Below are 17,760 nucleotides of genomic sequence, written 5' to 3' on the forward strand. Positions count from 1 at the left end.
TGCATCAGCGCCTGCTTCCACTGCCTCCGACATCACCTCTGACACCGCCTCGTACAGCCACAGCCATGTCTTCGACGAAGGCAACCCGTTGGCTGAATCGCGCACCGCCTGGGCCGCCGGCATTACCGCGGTCATGATGGTGATCGAGATCACCGCCGGCTGGCTCTACCAATCCATGGCGCTGCTGGCCGACGGCTGGCACATGAGCTCGCATGCGTTGGCGCTGGGCCTGTCGGTGGCGGTGTACGCCTATGCCCGCAAGCACGCGCAGGACCGCCGCTTTACCTTCGGCACGTGGAAGGTGGAAGTGTTGGGCGGCTACACCAGCGCCGTCCTGCTGATGGGCGTGGCCTTCTACATGGCGTGGCAGTCGGTGGAGCGCCTGCTGTCCCCGGTGGACATCGATTACGACCGCGCGATCGCGGTGGGGGCAGTGGGCCTGGTGGTGAACCTGGTGTGCGCCTGGCTGCTGAAGGATGCGCACGGGCACGATCATGGGCATGGGCATGGCCACGGCCACAGCCACGGCCACGACCACGGCCACGCGCACACCGACCTGAACCTTCGGGCCGCCTACCTCCACGTCGTCGCCGACGCGGCCACCTCCGTCCTGGCCATCGTCGCGCTGTTCGGCGGCAAGTGGTGGGGCGCGGTCTGGCTCGATCCGCTCATGGGCATCGCCGGCGCGGTGCTGGTCGCGGTGTGGGCATGGGGCCTGTTGCGGCAGTCGGGCAGCGTGCTGCTCGACGCCAACGGCGACGCACCGGTAGCCGAAGAAATCCGGGAAGCCGTGGCCACGTTGCCGGTGCCCGCCGACATCACGGACCTGCATGTCTGGCAAGTCGGCAAGGGCAAATTCGCGTGCATCGTCGCGGTCGTGACCGATCAGCCGCTGGCGCCCGACGTCATACGCCGCGCTATCGGCATCCATGAAGAACTCGTGCACATCACCGTAGAAGTAAACCGGCGCGGCGCCCCCGCCTGACACCCTCCGCCTGACACCCCCCGCCTGACACCCTCCGCCTTACCGCGCCGTCCCCTGCAGCGCCTGCGCCCGCTCCGCGGCCAGCTTGAGCCGGTCGCTCATCGGCATGCCGATATTGCCCAGAATGCGGTCGATCTCGGGATAGCGGCCGTTGCCCCGCACGGCATCTTCATCCAGGAAGCCGATGATGGTGATGTACGCCGCCACGTCCGCCTCGGCCACGATTCCCTGGTTCCCGGCGCGCGCCAGCCACGACGCCGTGCGGGCATAGCGCTGGCGCTCCCCCATCCCCGCATACAACTCCGGAAAGAAACGATCCACGTAGCCCACGAACTCCAGCACCTCCCGCCGGTTGCGCGCCGCGCGCGCCTCGGCGATCGGCATCAGCGTGGCCCGCAATTGCGTGGCCCGGGCCTGGGCCTGGGTGCGCTGGCGTGCGGTCAGGGCGCCGTCCACGGCCTGCTGCCGCACGCCGGCTTGCGGGTGGCCGTATTCGGTTGCGATCGCCAGCCAGGCCCAGGCGGTCACGGGATCGCGCCGCGTCTCGGCCTGGGTGCCCAGCATGTATTGCGCGGCCGCGTAGCCGTGCTGCGCCGACCGCACCATCCAGGTCTGGGCCTGACGGGTATTGCGGGACACCCCGGCGCCGGTAATGTAGGCATTGGCCAGCCCGAATTCGGCGCAGGCGTTGTCGGTCAGGGAGCCCTGGCGCAGATAGCGCACGGCCTTGACCGGATCCGGGTCGATGCCGCGCGGATCGCTGTGCAGTGCCGCCAGGTAGCACAAGGCCTGGTCGTCGCCCTTGCTGGCGGCCAGGGTGAAGCAGCGCGATGCCTTGGACAGGCTGGCCGGCATGCGTTCCTGGAAGAGTTCGTGGCCGCGGCCGAACAGCAGGTCGGCATCGACGCGCGCATCGCACTGCACGACATCCACATAAGGGGGAGGCGCCGCGGCCTGCGCCGGGGCGGCCACCACCACGGGGGCGGCGACCGGTTCGGCTTCGGGAGCCGGCAGGGCGGACGGCGGGGGCAGCGGCGCGCAGCCGGCAACGGTGAGCACGACAAGCACGCGGGCGGTCAGCGGGACGAGCACGCCGCCGGCATGGCGGCGCAAGGCGCGTCGCGGCAACGCCCGGCGCGCGCTGGGGGTAATTCGCATGGGCGGCTCCTGTCAGTGCAGACTAGCGCGGGAATGTACACCACGCGCCGCTGCGCGTGCGCCGGCCGTGTGCAAAAACGACTGACGCTACGGACATCACCCTGTAAGCTGGTCGGTCCTGATCACTCCCCCGGTTTTTCGGGAATGGCTGCATGACCTTCGGTCAGTCCGCGTCCCTGTTCAATGACACCCGTCAGGCCTATGCGGTGTCCGTCATCGCGCGGGTCGTGCAGATCGTCGGGCAGGAGCCGGATGCGCGCGTGCTGGACATCGGGTGCGGCACCGGTATCGCCACCCGGCAACTGGCCGAGCGCGGCATGCAGGTGATCGGGGCCGACAGCGATACCGACATGATCCGGCAGGCCCGTCTGGTGGCCGACGGTCAGCCGCCGGAATTCCTGCTGATGCGCGCCGACAGCCTGGCGTTCGACGATGGCAGCTTCGACGCGATCACCGCCTTTGGCGCGTTCCACTGGTTTGCCGACCCCGCCTCCATTGCCGAGTTGCGGCGGGTGCTGCGGCCTGGGGGCCACCTGGTTGTCGTCAACAAGCGCGATGCCGGATCCTTTGCCGATGACATCGTGCGGATCGTGGCGCGCCACGTGCCGCTGGCGGTCGCCAGCCCCAAGACCGGCTACGATCCGGCCGCCCTGATGGAAGCCCACCAGTTCATTGATGTGTCGTCCCACGCGGTGGTGTCGACCGAATCGCTGTCCGCCCCGCAGGCTGTTGCCCATGCGCGGTCGCTGCGCCTGTGGGAAGACGTCCCGCCGGCGCTGTACCGCACCATCGAAAACGACCTGAGCGATTACGTGTCGGCCCGGCTGGGCGCGGCCGGGCGGCTGGTACGCGACCTGACGACGGTGGTGGTTTCCGGACGCAAGCCGGCCGACATCGGTTAACCTCATCGCCCGCCATCCGGAGACGCACGTATGCCCAAACTGCCCCACTTCCCGACCACCCCGATTCCCGATGCCGTGATCGAAGCCGGCGATATCCGCGCCGACCGCTGGATCATCGGGGAAGGCACCGACAGCCAGTTCGAATACCTGGTGCACCTGGGCCAGCCGCGATTCGCGTGCAAGGTGGATGTGGACGACGATGCGAAGGTCAGCAAGCTCTTCAATATCGAACTGGAAGCGGGCGAGCGTCTGTACGACTTTGTGTGGCTGGACGGCCAGGCGCCCGATGCGGCCGAACTGAAGACGCTGGCCCATGCTGCGTCCGCCGCGCTGGAACGCAACGCCCGCAAGCTCGGCTATTGAACTCGCTGGATAGCCGGTCCATCAGGGCCGCTGGCTACAATGCCCGCTGTCAGTCTATGAGGTTACCGAATGGCTAAGCGAGGCCGCCCCTGCAGTTTCGATCGCGACGACGCCTTGCGCCGCGCGCTCGACGTGTTCTGGGACATGGGCTACGAAGGCGCGACCATGACCGCGCTCAAGGACGCCATGGGGGGCATCTGCGCGCCCAGCGTCTATGCGGCCTACGGCTCGAAAGAAGCCCTGTTCCGGTCGGCGCTTGCGCTGTACCACGCGCAGGAATCGGAAGCCTTGTGGCAGGGGCTGGAAACGTCGCCCGTGCGCGACGCCATGGCCGGCCTGCTGCGCACTGCCGCGCTGCGGTATTCGACCCCGGGCAAGCCGCCCGGCTGCCTGGTCGACCTGAGCACGCTCAATTTTTCGCCCGCCAACAAAGCCATCGAAACCACCTTGCACGACCTGCGGGTGGACGTGGCCCGCACCCTTGAAGCGCGGCTGTGCCGGGCCCGCGAAGACGGCGAACTGGGGACCCTGGCGGACCCGGTCGCGGTGGCCGCGTTCTATACGACGGTGCTGCAAGGCCTGTCGATCCAGGCGCGCGATGGCGCCAGCCGCGAGCGGCTGCTTGCCATCGTCGACAGCGCGATAACGGCGTGGGACTGCCTGGTCGGGAACTGACGCAGCACCGCTTCCTCCAACGGTATTGGACGATCGGCACAAGCTATCGACCCGCTGACGTTGATTTCTATAACGTATGGTATAAATACCTTCATCCCCGCGCCACAGGCGCCACCAGGAGCCAAGATGAAGACCCTTGCAGAAACCGCCTTTTCGGTGCTCGACCTTGCGCCGATCCGCGACGACGGCACGCCTGCCGACGCGCTGCACAACTCGCTCAGCCTGGCCCGGCACGTCGAAGCGCTGGACTTCACCCGCTTCTGGCTGGCCGAGCATCACAATATGGATGGCATTGCCAGCGCCGCGACGTCGGTCGTGATCGGTTATGTCGCCGGTGGCACGACCCGCATCCGGGTCGGCTCGGGCGGCGTGATGCTGCCCAATCATCCGCCGCTGGTGGTCGCCGAAAACTTCGGCACGCTGGCCACCCTGTATCCGGGCCGCATCGACCTGGGCCTGGGCCGCGCGCCCGGCGCTGACCAATACACGATGCGCGCACTGCGCCGCGACAGCGGCAGCAATGGCGAAGACTTTCCGGAACAAGTGGCCGAGCTGCAGGAATTGCTGGGTCCGCGCCACCCCGGGCAGCGGCTGCTGGCCATGCCGGGGTCCGGGACCAATGTGCCGATCTGGCTGCTGGGATCGAGCCTGTTCAGCGCGCAGCTGGCCGCGCGCGAAGGGCTGCCGTACGCCTTTGCGTCCCACTTTGCGCCGCGTTTCCTGCACGACGCGATCCGCCTGTATCGCGACAATTTCCGACCGTCCGCCGTGTTGGACAAGCCCTATGTCGCCATCGGCGTACCGCTGGTGGCCGCCGACACCGATGCCGAGGCGACCTTCCTCGCCACCACGGCCTATCAGCGCGTGCTGTCGTTGATGCGCGGCGAAAGCCTGCGGATGAAGCCGCCGGTCGCGAACATGGCGGGCCTGTGGCAGCCGCAGGAACAGCAGGCGGTCAAGAATTTCTTCGACATGGCGGTGGTGGGCGGCCCGGATACGGTGCGGGCCCGCCTGAACGCCATCCTGGAAAAGACCCAGGCCGACGAAATGATCTTTACCTGCGACATGTACGACCACGCCAAACGCCTGCATGCGTTTGACATCGCCGCGGCGGCGCGCGGCGAAGCACGGGCTGCGGCGTAGGCACGTTCAAGCCTGCAGCCCGGGCAACGCGCCCGGCGCTGCGGCGCTGACCGCCTCGATCGCCTGCATCATCTGGATCGTGGCCGGCGACAGCGCCGCGTCCCGCCGCCAGGTCAGGCCGATCGGCCGCAGCACATCGGGCAGCTCCAGCGGCAGCACGGCCAGCAGGCCCAGATCGCGATAGTGATCGGCCACCACCTTCGACAGGATCCCCAGCGCATCGCTTGACTGCAGGTAGGTCAGGATCACATGCGTCGACAGGGTCTCGATGGTGTTGCTCGGGATGGCCACGCCATGCTGCTGCAATGCGCTTTCCAGCGGTTCGCGTGGCAGGGACCCCACCGGCGGCAGCACCCACGGAAAGGCCGACAGGTCGCTCCACCGCAGTCGCTTGCGGCGCGCCAGTGGATGCGCGGCGCCTACCACGACGGTGCTCGACCCTTCAAACAGGGGTTTTTCACTCAGGTCGTCCGAACTTTGCCGATGGCTCAGCAGCCGTCCAACGATCAGGTCGATCGCGCCCCGGCGCAACTCCGGCAGCAGCGTTTCCATTGCCCCTTCGTGAACCAGCACGGTCGTGCCCGGCGTGCGTTGCTTGAGCAGCGCCAGCGCCTTCGGCACCACGGCCGGCGCCATGGCGGGCAGGGCGCCCAGCGTCGTCTTGCCCGACGCACCCGACAGCAGGGCCCGCAGCTCGTCGCGCGCCTGGGCCAGACTCCCCAGCACCACCCGCGCCTGACGGATCAGGCATTCACCATAGATGTTGGGATTGACGCCACGCGCCGTCCGGTCGAAGAGGCGGATGCCCAGGCCCTTTTCCAGTTCGCCCAAGGCCAGCGACACCGCTGGCTGGCTGATGTTCAGGCTGGCCGCCACCTTGCCCAGATTGCGCAGGTCGTCCAGCGCCACCAGCAGTTGCAGATGCCGGGGCTTCAGGTTGGCGCGGATATACCAGTCAAGTTGAGCCATGCGTCACCCAAGACGAGTCGATCACGCCGACATATTAGCGTTTGCTTATGACGCGCGCGTAAATACTCAATTGTCTGCTTATGGATCGCGGCGCACTATCCGGCCATCGCGTTGTTGCGCATCTTTTGCAGGCAGGTCTGTCATGGTGTCATCGTCTTCCCCCGCCCTCATCGACATTCACCCCCACGTCATCAGCGACGACGCGGCGCGGTATCCCCTGGCCCCGCTGACCGGCGAACAATCCGCCTGGTCACGCGACCGGCCCGTCACCTTCGAACGCATGCTGACCTGCATGGAGGAGGCTGGCGTGACGAAATCGGCACTGGTCCAAGCCTCTACCTGCTACGGACATGACAACAGTTATGTAGCGGCTGCCGTGGCGGCGCACCCGGACCGCTTTGCCGGTGTCTTTTCGATCGACCTGATGGCGGCCGATGGCGTTGCGGCCATCAGGCACTGGCGCGACCAGGGCCTGAGCGGCATGCGCGTCTTCATTGCCGGCCACACCACGGCCGCATCCGTCCGGCTGGATGATCCGCGCGGCTTCGACGCCTGGGCCTATGCCGAAGCGCACGACATTCCGGTGGCCGTGCAGTTGCGTGCCCCGGGCCTGCCGCAGCTGGAAGCGTTGCTGACGCGGTTTCCCAAGGTGCGGATCGTGCTGGACCACTTTGCCCGGCCGACCTTGAACGACGGCGCGCCCTATGCTGCCGCCGAGTCCCTGTTCGCCCTGGCGCGTTTCCCGAATCTGTACGTCAAATACACGACCCACAACGTGCGTGAGTCGGCCGAAGGCGCGTCCACGCCCCAGGCTTTCCTGCGCAAGGCAGTCGACACGTTCGGCGCATCGCGTATCGCGTGGGGCTCGAATTTCCCGGCATCGGCAGGCAGCCTGGCGGATCTGGTGGCCGAAGCCAAGGCCGCTGCCAGCGACTTGACGGCCGACGAACAGACCGCGATTTTTTCGGGCACGGCGATCCGCCTGTATCCGGAACTGGGCGATGCGGGGAGCAAGGCCGCATGAACACCGCATCCATGAACACCGCATCCATCAATACTCCATCCACGAGCAAGCTTTCGCTGCCCACTCTGCTGGGCAACTATGCCGGCACGCAGGGCATTCGCAGCGGCGCGATCACGTCCGACCTGATCGATCTGCAGATCGCCGACGTCAAGGTGTCGAACCGCGCCTTTCCGCGCGTCGTGCGCACCCGCGAATTCCAGGTCGCCGAACTGGCGTTGGTCACGTTCTTTCAGGCGCGTGCCTACGGCCGGCCGCTGGTGCTGATGCCCGCCGTGATCGGCGCCGGCCGCACGCAGCATCAATGCCTGGTCTACAACGCGGAACGCGGCCCGGTCACGCTGGACAAGCTGGCGGGCAAGCGGATCGGCATCCGCGCCCATTCGCAGACCACCGTGGCGTGGATCCGCGGCTTTCTGCAGAACGATTACGGCGTGGACCTGGATGCCATCCAGTGGGTGACCTTTGAAGGCGCCCATGTGGCCGAGTTCGACGACCCGTCGACCCTGGAACGTGCGGCCGAAGGCAAGGTGCTGGTCGACATGCTGTTCGCGGGCGAGCTGGACGCGGCCATTATTGGATCCGGCATGCCGGATGATGCGCGGCTGCAGCCCGTGGTTCCCGATCCGTATGGCGAAGCCCAGGCCTGGAGCGAGCGCACCGGCGCCATCCCGATCAATCACATGGTCGCCATCGATGCCGACCTGGCCGCGAGCCGGCCAGAAGTGGTGCGTGAAGTCTATCGCCTGCTGCGCGAGAGCAAACGCCTGGCTGACGACCAGCGGCCCGGCGGTCGGGACCTGACGCCCTTCGGCCTGGACGCCAATCGCAAGTCCTTGGACATGCTGCTCGAGTACAGCTTCCAGCAGCGCCTGATTCCCCGCCGCATGTCGGTGGAAGAACTGTTCGACGACACCACTCGCATTCTGGGCGCCTAGCCCGCGGCGACGGGCTGTTCCCCTTATTCAAAACCAGGAGACTTCATGAAACGTATTATCCGTACCGTGCTCGCGCTTGCCGCGACCTTGCTGGTGCTGCCCGCCAGCGCCCAGATCGGCGGCCAGGTGTCGCGCATCGTTGTGCCCTTCGCGGCCGGCGGCGCGCGCGAACTGCTGGCGCGCACCTTCTATACCGAACTGGGTGAGGCCTTGGGCCGCACCATGATCATCGAAAGCCGGCCCGGTGCGGGCGGCGCGATCGGCACGACCAACGTGGCCCGCGCAGAACCCGACGGCAAGACCCTGCTGATGGCGGCATCCAGCCACTTCGTGACCGCGTCGCTGGCGGCCAAGCCGTCGTATGACCCGGTCAAGGACTTTGTGCCCGTCGCCAATATCGGCACGCAAAACTATGTGTTGATGATCGGCGCCGGCGTTCCGGCCAAGAACGTGGCTGAATTCGTGGCCTATGCCAAGAAGAACCCCGGCAAGCTGAACTACGGGTCGGCCGGCATCGGCAGCTCGACCCACCTTGCCATGGCCTATTTCCTGAACGTGGCTGGCGCCGACATGCTGCATGTTCCCTACAAGTCGACCCAGGAAGCCGCCAACGAAGTCGCCGCCGGCCGCACGCAGGCCGTGATCGTGCCGAACGCCGGCATTGGCGCCTACGTGCAGGACGCCCGCCTGCGCATCATTGGCGTCACGTCCAAGAAGCGATCGGCCCTGTTGCCCGATGTGCCCACCGTGGCCGAAGGCGGCCTGCCGTCCTATGCCTTCGAATCGTGGTTCGGCCTGCTGGCCCCGGCTGGCACCCCCAAGGCCATCGTCGACCAGATCAATGCGGCTACCGCCAAGGTGCTGGCGTCCGACGTGATCAAGCAACGCCTGGCCAGCCAGGGCGTGACGCCGGACCCGATGGGGGCGGACGCTTTCAACAAGTTGTTCCTGGCGGATCGCACGTTGATGGCGAAAGTGGTGAAGGACTCGGGCCTGACGCCGGAGTAAGCGCAGCGCGCCAGTGACTACCGTCATGGGTACGAAACGGCCGGCGACGGCCGTTTTCTTTGGCGAGTCCGGATCGACGCATCACTGCATGACGCGGCGATGACTTGGCGATGACTTGGCATGCTTCGCACTTCCCCTTATGCGGACAGCAACTGCGAATCGTTCGCATTTGTGATATTCTTTTGGTCTTCCTGGCGAGGCCTGCGTGCCGGTTTGCGCTGCGCAGGCAATCCGGAGCAACCCTGGGCCACGCCCGGGAAAGCCACGTGCCGACCTACGGATAAGCCGATCCAAGAATGAGCCGACCCCACGAATGAGCGCCACATTGACCTGGAATTCGCCCGCCCCCGGGGGGCTTCGTGCCGGCGCTGGCCTGACTGTGCTTGCGCTGCACGCCGCTGTCATCGGGGCGCTGGCCATGAATAGTCCCGACCCGCTGCCGGTCAAGCCGACCGAAACGGTCGAAGTGCGTTTCGTCGAACTGGCGCCGGTCGTCCAGGCCGTCAAGGCGCCGCCCGCGCCCACGCCGCCGGCCCCCGTGCCGGAGGTCAAGCCCGAGCCGCCCAAGCCCAAGCCCGAACCGCCCAAGCCGAAACCGGTTCCCAAGCCGACGCCGAAGCCCGTGCCCAAGCCGCTGCCCAAGCCCGAGCCGCGTCCCGAACCGCCCCCCGTGTCGGAAAGCGCCATTTCGACGCCGCCCGCGCCGCCGGTCGAAGCCGCGCCGCCGGCACCGGCGCCCACGCCGCAAGCCGCACCCAGCGGCCGTCCCGATGCCGCCGAACGCGCCGCGTCGCCGTCCGCGCCCGTGTCCAACGAACCGCGGCTGATCGGCCAGATCGACTACGCGGGTGCGCCGCCCACGCCGGTCTATCCCCGTGTGTCACAGCGGATGCGCGAAGAGGGCATCGTGGTGGTGCGGGTGCTGATCAATCCGCGGGGCCGGGTCGACCGCGCCACCGTGCAGAAGTCCTCCGGTTTTTCACGGCTCGACGAAGCGGCTGTCGATGCCGCTCGCCAGGCCGCCTTCCGTCCGTATACCGAAAACGGCGTCGCGTTCGCGGCGCTGGCCGACATTCCGTTCAACTTCAAAGTCAAGGACTGACATGAACGACACCCCTAGCCTGGGCTTTGCGCACTTCATTTCCCAGACCGACGGTCTGGGGAAGGCCCTGTTCATCATCCTGGTGCTGATGTCCCTGGCAACCTGGTACCTGATCGTCGTCAAGGCGATTGCCGGCATGCGCACCCGCCGCGCCAGCGACAAATTCGTCCAGCACTTCTGGAACGCCACGTCGCTCGAAGCGGTTGATCGCGAGATCACCACGCACGGCGTGAACGATCCGTTCTCGCACCTCACCAGTCACGCCATTTACGCCCGCCGTCACCACGCGCAATACGGCGTGTCCAAGCTGGAAGAAGCCGGTAGCCAGACCGACTTCGTCACGCGCACCATGCGCAAGGTGATCGACGAAGAAACCGCCAAGCTGGAAAACGGCCTGTCGATCCTGGCCTCGGTCGGTTCGACCGCGCCGTTCGTCGGGCTGTTCGGCACGGTCTGGGGCGTGTACCACGCACTGGTCGCGATCGGGCAGGGCGGCGGCGCCACCATCGACCGCATCGCCGGCCCGGTGGGTGAAGCACTGATCATGACGGGCCTGGGCCTGGCCGTCGCGATCCCCGCCGTGCTTGCCTACAACTACTTCGTGCGCAGCAACCGCGTGCTGCTGGCTCGCCTCGACGCCTTCGCACATGATCTGTTCGCCTTCCTGACCACCGGCCAGCAGGTCGTCAACGACGGCAACATCCGTTCGTTGAAGACCCCGAAGCCGCCGGTCCAGAACTAAACCGGAGACATCCATGGCTTTTGGCAGCTTCAATGGCGGCGGCAACAACGGCGCGCCGATGTCCGAAATCAACATGGTGCCGTTGATCGACGTGATGCTGGTGCTGCTGGTGATCTTCATCATCACCGCGCCCCTGCTGTCGCACGCGGTCCGCATCGATGTCCCGCAGGCCACGTCGGCGCCGTCGCAGGTCGATCCGATCACGATCGACCTGGCCATCAACGCCGACGGCGAACTTTTCTGGAACGACGGCAAGATCGACATGGGCGTGCTGTCCGAGCGCTTTGAAGTCGCCGCCAGACAGGAACCGCAGCCGGAATTGCAGCTGCGCGCCGACAAGGCCACGCGTTATGAAGTGCTGGCGCAGGTCATGGCCGACGCTTCGCGCGCAGGCATGAAGCGGATCGGTTTCGTCAGCACGCCGGAACCCAAGCCGGTCAGGTGACGGCGGGCCAGGCACCGCAGCGGCGTTGCCGTGCATGCCTGGAAAGACACAACGGGATCGTGGGGCGCCAGCCTTGCGGTCCCGTTTTTTTTTTGCGGCTGGGCGCACCCCGGTGGTCGTGCCGGATCATTGCCATTTCGTAATACAGCCGGTCGGGCGCTGGCATTCGTCAGCGCATGGGTTTACCCTTTGCGTCTTTCCTCCATGGGACGCGCGGCCTCCCGGCGTCTAGCAACATGCGTGTATTGGTTATTGAAGACGACGTGACCCTGGGTGGGGCACTGAGCGAATTTCTGAGCGACCAGGGCTATGCCGTGGACCTGCTCACCAGTGGCGAACGGGCGTCCGGCGCACTCAGCAGCCAGACCTACGATCTGGTACTGCTCGACCTGAACCTGCCAGGCGAAGACGGCCTGACCGTGCTGCGGCGGCTACGCGCCAACGAAAATTCCGTGCCCGTGCTCATCCTGACGGCGCGTGACGCTCTGGAAGATCGCGTGGCCGGACTTGATGCCGGCGCCGACGACTACGTCACCAAACCGTTCGAGTTGCCCGAGCTGGCGGCCCGCGTCCGCGCGCTGATCCGCCGCCGTGCAGGGCAGGTCAGCCCGATCATGGAAGCCGGTTCGCTCAGCTTCGATACCGTCGGCCGCGAACTGCGTGTCAATGGCGAACGGGTGGCCTTGTCGGTGCGCGAACTGTCGGTGCTCGAAATGCTGATGACGCGCCTTGGCCGTGTCGTCACCAAACGCCAGATCGTCAATTCCCTGTCCGCCTGGGATGCCGACTTCAGCGAGAACGCGGTCGAAGTCTATGTGTACCGTCTGCGCAAGCGCCTGGAAGGCGCTGGCGTCAACATCCAGACGGTACGTGGCTTCGGCTATCTGCTGGAACTCGATGCCCCTGCTGCCTAAGTCGGCCGGCGCTCCGCGCGCCGCCGGCTTGCACCGCCGCTCGCTTGCCTGGCACTTGCTGGCGCGTCTGCTGCCCGCCGTGCTGCTGCTCGCGATGATGGATACGGTGGCCACCTACGTCATCACGCGCAAGCTCAGTTCGCAGTCCTACGACCGCGCGCTGGTCGACACGGCGCGCGCGCTGGCCCGGCAGGTCACCATGACGCCGCAAGGCCCGCAGCTCGACATCACCTGGAATTCGACCCGCTTCCTGGATGTCGACCCCGACGAACGCCTGTACTTCAAGGTGCTCGCGAATGGCGTGGTGCTGGGCGGGCGGCCGGAACTGGCGTCACCGCCCGACAGCGCAGCCCTGCGGCAGGAAGAGGAAATCGCCGTCAACGAGCCGGTCACGTCCGCGGTCGAAATGATCAACAACGCCCGGCCCACCGTCTACGACACGACCATCGACGGCCTGCCGGTGCGGGCCGCCACGTTGCGCTTCCAGCTCGACGGCGTGCCGATCGACGTGGTGATGGCCGAAACGCTGAACACGCGCAGCCGCTTCATCGAAGAAGTGCTGTCGGTGCTGGTGGCGGGGCAGTTGCTGCTGGTGGCCTTGCTCGGTTTTGTGATCGTCACCGGCGTGCGGTCCGGACTTGATTCCGTCAGCCGCCTTTCTGACGAAATCGAAACGCGCAGCATCGACGATCTGCAGCCCATCGCCGTGGACGACGTGCCGACCGAAATCACGCCACTGATCGCCAAGACCAATTCGCTGCTGGCCCGGCTGGACGAGGCCGTCGCGTCGCAACGCCGCTTCATTGGCCACGCGGCGCATCAACTGCGCACGCCCCTGGCCGGACTGAAACTGGAATCGGAACTGATGTTGTCGCGCACCTTGCCCGACGACATCCGCCAACGCGCCGAACGTATCAAGGGCGTGGCCGACCGAATGATCCGGGTGGGCGAACAGCTGCTGGTGCTGGCGCGTATTGACGCCAACGTGCGTCCGCAAGACAGCTTCAACCGCATCGACCTGGTCGAACTGGCGCAGGAATGCGGCGCCCGCTGGATCCCGGCCGCGCGGCAGGCGCAGGTCGAACTGGCCTTGGCCGCGCCCGACGAACCGATCTGGATCGATGGCGACGCCGTGCTGCTGGATCAGTTGTTGGGCAACCTGATCGACAACGCCATCCGCTATCGCCAGGGCCCCGGCAACATCGTGCTGCGCGTGCAGGACGCACCGCCCAGCCTGATCGTGGAAGACGACGGCCCGGGCATTGGCGCCAGCGAACGCGATCGCGTGTTCGATCCCTTCTATCGCGGACAGGGGTCGGTGGCGGGGGGATCCGGATTGGGATTGGCGATCGTGAAAGAAATTGCCCAGTCGCACGGTGCCCATTGGGATCTGCGCAGCCGTCCGGAGTTTGAAGGCACACGCGTCAGCCTGGTGTTTCCCGGCCCGCGGATCGGGACGCATCTGACCCGAATGGCAAGGAACGGGGCGGCGGTATGACGGCGGGGCTGAGTCGGTAGTTTGGGTTGGCAGCCTGGGGCCAGGTCGGCGGTGCGGTGGGTCGGCCCGTCGGCCGGTCTGCGGGGGCAGGGTGCTATGTGCGGCCTGCTATTCAAGGCTCGTCATGTGCGGCCCTCGACGTGCGGCGTGCTACGTGCAGCGTGGCACGTGCGGTGTGCAGGCTTTCCGCCTGATCAGGGCCGGATCGCGGTCTTGAAGTACGGGATCGGGATGCCTACGATGCGCTCGATCGGCCCGGCCATCAGGCCCAGCGCCAGCCACAGCAGCAACATGCCCGCCAGCAGCGTAATGGCAAAACCCAGCGCAAAAATGTTGAGCTGCGGCGCGCTGCGCGATACAAAGCCCAGCGCGATGTTCAAGGCCAGCACGGCCGCCAGCACCGGCAACGCAATCTGGACCCCGGCCGCAAACACGATCGTTCCCAACCCGGCCAGCTTCATCCAATCCAGGCCCGACAGGGGCGAGGGGGCGATGGGCAGCACGGTAAAGCTGTCGGCAAGCGTCATCAGCAAGGTCAGGTGGCCGTCGGTCGACAGGAAGACCAGCATCGCGCACATCATCAGGAAGGTCGAGAGCAGCGGCGACGGCGCGTTGCGCTGGGGGTCCAGGAACGACGCAAAACCCAGACCCATCTGCAGACCGATCAGGTCACCCGCCATTTCGAATGCGCCAAAAATCGCGCGCAGTCCAAAGCCCATCGACACACCCACAATGATCTGCTGGAACAGCAGCAGCAGGCCCGTTGCCGAAAACGCGTCCACCACCGGTGCCTGCGTCAGCGGCGCCACCAGGATCGTGATCAGTGCCGACAGGCCGATCTTGGCTCGTTGCGGCACGGCGCGGTGGCCGAAGATCGGGGCCGTCTGGATCAGCGCAAGGATACGGATGAAAGGCCACAGCAGCGACGCAATCGCTGCCTGCACCTCGGCATCGGTAAAGCTGATCACGTCGCGCCGCCTTAGCCCAGCATGAACGGAATGTTGCCGAACAGCCGCTTGATGTAGTCGGTCATCATCGTGATCATCCACGGTCCGGCAATGACGGCCGTCATGAAGATGGCGATCAGCTTGGGCACGAAGGCCAGCGTCATTTCATTGATCTGCGTCGCGGCCTGCAGCACGCTGATCACCAGCCCCACGACCAGCGCCGCCAGCAGCAGGGGCGCGGACAGATACAGGGCAACCATGATTGCGTCCTGGGCAAGGGTCAGGACGCCGGCGGAATTGTTCATGAGGGGGTTACTTGAAGGCGGGTAGGGCGGTCATTACGTGGCAAAGCTCGCCACCAGGCTGCCGATCAGCAGATTCCAGCCGTCGGCCAGCACGAACAGCATCAGCTTGAATGGCAAGGAAATCAGCACCGGCGACAGCATCATCATGCCCATGGACATCAGGACGCTCGACACCACCAGGTCGATCACCAGGAAGGGCAGGAACACCATGAAACCGATCTGGAAAGCAGTCTTCAATTCGCTGGTCACGAACGCGGGCACCACGACCCGCAGCGGAAGCTGCGCCGCCTCGGTCACGGGTTCGGTCTTGGACAAGCGGATGAACAGCGCCAGGTCGGACTCGCGCGTCTGCTTCAGCATGAAGTCCTTGAGCGGACCCTGCGCCTTGTCCAACGCTTCCGGAAATCCCAGTTCGCCGCGTTCGAACGGCTGATAGGCGTCGACATACACCTTGTCGAGCGTGGGCGTCATGATGAAAAAGGTCATGAACAGCGCCAGCCCGATTAGCACCTGGTTCGGCGGCGAGCCTTGCAGGCCCAGCGCACTGCGTAGCAGCGACAGCACGATGATGATGCGGGTAAAGCCCGTCATCATCAGCAGCACGGCCGGCAGGAAGGTCAGGGCCGACAGCACCAGCAGCGTCTGCAAGGACAGCGACCACTGCGTACCGCCGCCGGGCGCCGCGCTGCTGGTCAGCGCGGGGATGCCTGCCTGCTGGGCGAATGCGGCAGCAGCAGGCAGCAAGATCAGCGCAAGGCCCAGGCCCAGCGCCGGGGTGACGCCGGATCGTGCCCGCGTCACACGGCTTCGAACATTCATGATGACTTCTTGCGCATGCGATCAAGCAGCGCCGCAAAATTCGGCACGGCAGCGCCATTGCCTGCGCCAAACCCGGCGCCGGTCGCTGGCGGCGTGGCGATTTCGCCGCGCGGCATGACGGCCAGGGGCTGCACGCTGCCCGCGGCCACACCCGCGACGATCCACTGGTCGCCCACCTCGATCAGCACCACCCGTTCGCGCGGGCCGACCATCAACTGGCCACGCAACTGCATGGGCGCCTGAAATGCGCCCATCGGCCGCTGCAAGCGGCGGAAACACCAGGCGCAGGCCAGGATCAGCGCCAGCACCAGGGCCAGCGCCAACACCGTCTGCAGCAAAGAAGAAGGACCTGGCAGCATGATTACCGGTTCAGACGGCGCAGACGCTCGGACGGCGTCACGATGTCGGTCAGGCGAATGCCGAACTTGTCGTTCACCACCACGACTTCACCCTGGGCAATCAGGCAGCCGTTCACCATTACGTCCATCGGCTCGCCGGCCAGTCCGTCCAGTTCCACCACCGACCCTTGCGCCAGTTGCAGGATCTGCTTGATCGGAATGCGGGTGCGGCCCAGTTCCACGGTCAGGGTGACCGGGATGTCCATGATGATTTCGATGTCGTTGGGCGCGGGCGAACTGGCCGGCGCCGCAGAGGCGAACTCTTCGAACAATTCGTCGGCCAGGCGTGCAGGCTGGGCGGCGGCCGCAGCCTGCGACTGCTCGGCCATCGCGGCCGCCCAGTCCAGGTCGGCGGACGACTCGGCATCGGGCAATTCGCTGCCCGGTTCTTCAGTTGCCATGATCATCTCCAATGGTGTTGTCCGCTTGCAAGGTCGCCAGGACCTTGCCGATACGCACCGCGTACTGCCCATTGCTCACGCCGACTTTGCAGTCGAAAATGGGGACGCCGTCGACGTAGGCGGGAATGGTGGGAGCGATGTCGACAGGGATGACATCGCCAACTTTCATGGTCAGCAGGTCGCGCAGCAGCAGGTCCGTCTCGGTCAGGTTCACGACCATCTCGACATCCGCCAGCTGGATCTGCTTGGACAGCATGCGCAGCCAGCGCTTGTCGGGTTCCATCTGATCGCCCTGGACCGGGCTGTACAGCGCATCGCGGATCGGCTCGACCGACGCATACGGGAAGCAGATGTGCAGGTCGCCGCCCGACGATCCGAACTCGATCGAAAACGTCGCGCACACGACGATCTCGGATGGCGTGGCGATGTTGGCGAACTGCGTGTGCATTTCGGCACGCTGGTATTCGAACTGCATCGGGTGGACCGCTGCCCACGCCTTGGCGTACTCGTCGAGCACCACCCCCAGCATGCGCTGGATGATGCGCTGTTCGGTCAACGTGAAATCCCGGCCTTCGACACGAGTGTGATAGCGCCCATCGCCCCCGAACAGGTTGTCGATCACAGAGAACACCAGGCGCGGTTCGAACACGAACAGGGCATTGCCGCGCAAGGGCTTGAGCGACACGATGTTCAGGTTGGTCGGCACCACGATGTTGCGCAGGAACTCGCTGTACTTGACCAGCTTGACCGGGCCCACCGAGACCTCGGGGTTGCGGCGCATGAAGTTGAAGAGCCCCGTGCGCAGCAGGCGGCCAAAGCGGTCATGGATGATCTCGAGCGAGGGCATGCGCCCGCGAACGATCCTTTCCTGCTTGGCGAGGTTGTACGGACGTATCCCGTCTTCCGGGATTTCGTCTGTCGCCTTGTCTTCTTTTTCGCCGGTAACGCCGCGCAATAGCGCATCGACTTCGTCTTGTGAAAGAAATTCACCCGCCATGGCTGGGGCTCCGCGATGCCGAACGCAAGG

At 65.9% G+C, this 17,760-nt stretch carries 20 protein-coding genes and 2 pseudogenes; 14 read left to right on the forward strand and 8 right to left on the reverse strand.

From position 1 onward, the window contains the following. Positions 1-31 precede the first annotated feature (31 nt). Positions 32-985 carry a CDF family Co(II)/Ni(II) efflux transporter DmeF gene (gene dmeF, locus HD883_RS26190; RefSeq protein WP_373563493.1) on the forward strand — a complete coding sequence of 318 codons (954 nt, stop codon included), beginning with the start codon at positions 32-34 and terminating at the stop codon, positions 983-985. A 39-nt stretch (positions 986-1,024) separates the two neighbouring features. On the opposite strand, the gene HD883_RS26195 is transcribed toward dmeF, so the two are convergent. Next, complete coding sequence (locus HD883_RS26195; protein WP_179590121.1) at positions 1,025-2,143, reverse strand: tetratricopeptide repeat protein; 1,119 nt, start codon at positions 2,141-2,143, stop codon at positions 1,025-1,027. A gap of 152 nt (positions 2,144-2,295) precedes the next feature. Between HD883_RS26195 and HD883_RS26200 the strand changes: the two genes are divergently transcribed. From HD883_RS26200 to HD883_RS26215, 4 genes are all read left to right on the forward strand, one after another. Next, a complete protein-coding gene (locus HD883_RS26200; protein WP_179590119.1) occupies positions 2,296-3,045 on the forward strand; it encodes a class I SAM-dependent methyltransferase in 750 nt (249 codons plus the stop codon). A gap of 30 nt (positions 3,046-3,075) precedes the next feature. Next, positions 3,076-3,408: a hypothetical protein gene (locus tag HD883_RS26205; protein WP_179590117.1), complete on the forward strand. Its 333-nt coding sequence runs from the start codon at positions 3,076-3,078 to the stop codon at positions 3,406-3,408. A 69-nt stretch (positions 3,409-3,477) separates the two neighbouring features. Beyond that, entirely contained in the window at positions 3,478-4,083 is a 606-nt protein-coding gene (locus tag HD883_RS26210) for a TetR/AcrR family transcriptional regulator (RefSeq protein ID WP_179590115.1), read from the forward strand. Between the two features lie 126 nt (positions 4,084-4,209). After that, a complete protein-coding gene (locus HD883_RS26215) occupies positions 4,210-5,226 on the forward strand; it encodes an LLM class flavin-dependent oxidoreductase (protein WP_179590113.1) in 1,017 nt (338 codons plus the stop codon). A gap of 6 nt (positions 5,227-5,232) precedes the next feature. On the opposite strand, the gene HD883_RS26220 is transcribed toward HD883_RS26215, so the two are convergent. Beyond that, complete coding sequence (locus HD883_RS26220; RefSeq protein ID WP_179590111.1) at positions 5,233-6,195, reverse strand: LysR family transcriptional regulator; 963 nt, start codon at positions 6,193-6,195, stop codon at positions 5,233-5,235. A 142-nt stretch (positions 6,196-6,337) separates the two neighbouring features. Between HD883_RS26220 and HD883_RS26225 the strand changes: the two genes are divergently transcribed. From HD883_RS26225 to HD883_RS26260, 9 genes and pseudogenes are all read left to right on the forward strand, one after another. Beyond that, entirely contained in the window at positions 6,338-7,219 is an 882-nt protein-coding gene (locus HD883_RS26225) for an amidohydrolase family protein (RefSeq protein ID WP_179590109.1), read from the forward strand. Beyond that, a complete protein-coding gene (locus HD883_RS26230) occupies positions 7,216-8,154 on the forward strand; it encodes a phosphate ABC transporter substrate-binding protein (RefSeq protein WP_218863658.1) in 939 nt (312 codons plus the stop codon). The genes HD883_RS26225 and HD883_RS26230 overlap by 4 nt, the downstream gene beginning before the upstream one ends. Before the next feature lie 45 nt (positions 8,155-8,199). Next, the gene (locus tag HD883_RS26235) at positions 8,200-9,162 is read left to right on the forward strand and encodes a tripartite tricarboxylate transporter substrate binding protein (protein WP_179590107.1); all 963 of its coding nucleotides are present in this window, start codon (positions 8,200-8,202) and stop codon (positions 9,160-9,162) included. A gap of 313 nt (positions 9,163-9,475) precedes the next feature. Further along, positions 9,476-10,264 carry an energy transducer TonB gene (locus HD883_RS26240; protein WP_179590105.1) on the forward strand — a complete coding sequence of 263 codons (789 nt, stop codon included), beginning with the start codon at positions 9,476-9,478 and terminating at the stop codon, positions 10,262-10,264. Beyond that, a complete protein-coding gene (locus tag HD883_RS26245) occupies positions 10,167-11,006 on the forward strand; it encodes a MotA/TolQ/ExbB proton channel family protein (RefSeq protein ID WP_179590103.1) in 840 nt (279 codons plus the stop codon). Before HD883_RS26240 ends, HD883_RS26245 begins: the two co-directional genes overlap by 98 nt. Before the next feature lie 13 nt (positions 11,007-11,019). Continuing rightward, the gene (locus tag HD883_RS26250) at positions 11,020-11,451 is read left to right on the forward strand and encodes an ExbD/TolR family protein (protein ID WP_179590101.1); all 432 of its coding nucleotides are present in this window, start codon (positions 11,020-11,022) and stop codon (positions 11,449-11,451) included. 236 nt (positions 11,452-11,687) lie between these two features. Then, positions 11,688-12,365, forward strand: a complete 678-nt coding sequence (locus HD883_RS26255; protein ID WP_179590100.1) for a response regulator — start codon at positions 11,688-11,690, stop codon at positions 12,363-12,365. Positions 12,366-12,459: 94 nt separating this feature from the next. After that, positions 12,460-12,909: pseudogene (locus tag HD883_RS27880) on the forward strand (sensor histidine kinase N-terminal domain-containing protein); the annotation flags it as partial. 3 nt (positions 12,910-12,912) lie between these two features. Beyond that, positions 12,913-13,863 (forward strand): annotated as a pseudogene (locus tag HD883_RS26260) (sensor histidine kinase); the annotation flags it as partial. Between the two features lie 194 nt (positions 13,864-14,057). Here the strand turns inward: HD883_RS26260 and fliR are convergent. From fliR to fliM, 6 genes are read right to left on the reverse strand one after another with little or no spacing between them, the layout of a single operon-like run. Next, entirely contained in the window at positions 14,058-14,831 is a 774-nt protein-coding gene (gene fliR, locus HD883_RS26265; protein ID WP_179590098.1) for a flagellar biosynthetic protein FliR, read from the reverse strand. Positions 14,832-14,842: 11 nt separating this feature from the next. Continuing rightward, positions 14,843-15,115, reverse strand: a complete 273-nt coding sequence (gene fliQ, locus HD883_RS26270; protein ID WP_179590096.1) for a flagellar biosynthesis protein FliQ — start codon at positions 15,113-15,115, stop codon at positions 14,843-14,845. A gap of 33 nt (positions 15,116-15,148) precedes the next feature. After that, on the reverse strand, positions 15,149-15,934 hold the full coding sequence (fliP, locus tag HD883_RS26275; RefSeq protein ID WP_179590094.1) for a flagellar type III secretion system pore protein FliP: 786 nt from the start codon (positions 15,932-15,934) through the stop codon (positions 15,149-15,151). Further along, positions 15,931-16,293, reverse strand: coding sequence for a flagellar biosynthetic protein FliO (fliO, locus tag HD883_RS26280; RefSeq protein WP_179590092.1), 363 nt, complete (start codon positions 16,291-16,293; stop codon positions 15,931-15,933). The genes fliP and fliO overlap by 4 nt, the downstream gene beginning before the upstream one ends. A 2-nt stretch (positions 16,294-16,295) precedes the next feature. After that, positions 16,296-16,733, reverse strand: coding sequence for a flagellar motor switch protein FliN (fliN, locus tag HD883_RS26285; RefSeq protein WP_179590090.1), 438 nt, complete (start codon positions 16,731-16,733; stop codon positions 16,296-16,298). Beyond that, positions 16,723-17,730, reverse strand: coding sequence for a flagellar motor switch protein FliM (gene fliM / locus HD883_RS26290; protein WP_179590087.1), 1,008 nt, complete (start codon positions 17,728-17,730; stop codon positions 16,723-16,725). Before fliM ends, fliN begins: the two co-directional genes overlap by 11 nt. Between the last annotated feature and the right edge of the window lie 30 nt (positions 17,731-17,760).

Source organism: Pigmentiphaga litoralis (genome assembly GCF_013408655.1).
Lineage (GTDB): Bacteria > Pseudomonadota > Gammaproteobacteria > Burkholderiales > Burkholderiaceae_B > Pigmentiphaga > Pigmentiphaga litoralis_A.

Coding starts and splice junctions, on each gene's coding strand:
- HD883_RS26195 (WP_179590121.1), bottom strand. CDS start 2,143: ATGCGAATTACCCCCAGCGCGCGCCGGGCGTTGCCGCGACGCGCCTTG.
- HD883_RS26200 (WP_179590119.1), top strand. CDS start 2,296: ATGACCTTCGGTCAGTCCGCGTCCCTGTTCAATGACACCCGTCAGGCC.
- HD883_RS26205 (WP_179590117.1), top strand. CDS start 3,076: ATGCCCAAACTGCCCCACTTCCCGACCACCCCGATTCCCGATGCCGTG.
- HD883_RS26210 (WP_179590115.1), top strand. CDS start 3,478: ATGGCTAAGCGAGGCCGCCCCTGCAGTTTCGATCGCGACGACGCCTTG.
- HD883_RS26215 (WP_179590113.1), top strand. CDS start 4,210: ATGAAGACCCTTGCAGAAACCGCCTTTTCGGTGCTCGACCTTGCGCCG.
- HD883_RS26220 (WP_179590111.1), bottom strand. CDS start 6,195: ATGGCTCAACTTGACTGGTATATCCGCGCCAACCTGAAGCCCCGGCAT.
- HD883_RS26225 (WP_179590109.1), top strand. CDS start 6,338: ATGGTGTCATCGTCTTCCCCCGCCCTCATCGACATTCACCCCCACGTC.
- HD883_RS26230 (WP_218863658.1), top strand. CDS start 7,216: ATGAACACCGCATCCATGAACACCGCATCCATCAATACTCCATCCACG.
- HD883_RS26235 (WP_179590107.1), top strand. CDS start 8,200: ATGAAACGTATTATCCGTACCGTGCTCGCGCTTGCCGCGACCTTGCTG.
- HD883_RS26240 (WP_179590105.1), top strand. CDS start 9,476: ATGAGCGCCACATTGACCTGGAATTCGCCCGCCCCCGGGGGGCTTCGT.
- HD883_RS26245 (WP_179590103.1), top strand. CDS start 10,167: ATGCCGCTCGCCAGGCCGCCTTCCGTCCGTATACCGAAAACGGCGTCG.
- HD883_RS26250 (WP_179590101.1), top strand. CDS start 11,020: ATGGCTTTTGGCAGCTTCAATGGCGGCGGCAACAACGGCGCGCCGATG.
- HD883_RS26255 (WP_179590100.1), top strand. CDS start 11,688: ATGCGTGTATTGGTTATTGAAGACGACGTGACCCTGGGTGGGGCACTG.
- fliQ (WP_179590096.1), bottom strand. CDS start 15,115: ATGAACAATTCCGCCGGCGTCCTGACCCTTGCCCAGGACGCAATCATG.
- fliP (WP_179590094.1), bottom strand. CDS start 15,934: ATGAATGTTCGAAGCCGTGTGACGCGGGCACGATCCGGCGTCACCCCG.
- fliO (WP_179590092.1), bottom strand. CDS start 16,293: ATGCTGCCAGGTCCTTCTTCTTTGCTGCAGACGGTGTTGGCGCTGGCC.
- fliN (WP_179590090.1), bottom strand. CDS start 16,733: ATGGCAACTGAAGAACCGGGCAGCGAATTGCCCGATGCCGAGTCGTCC.
- fliM (WP_179590087.1), bottom strand. CDS start 17,730: ATGGCGGGTGAATTTCTTTCACAAGACGAAGTCGATGCGCTATTGCGC.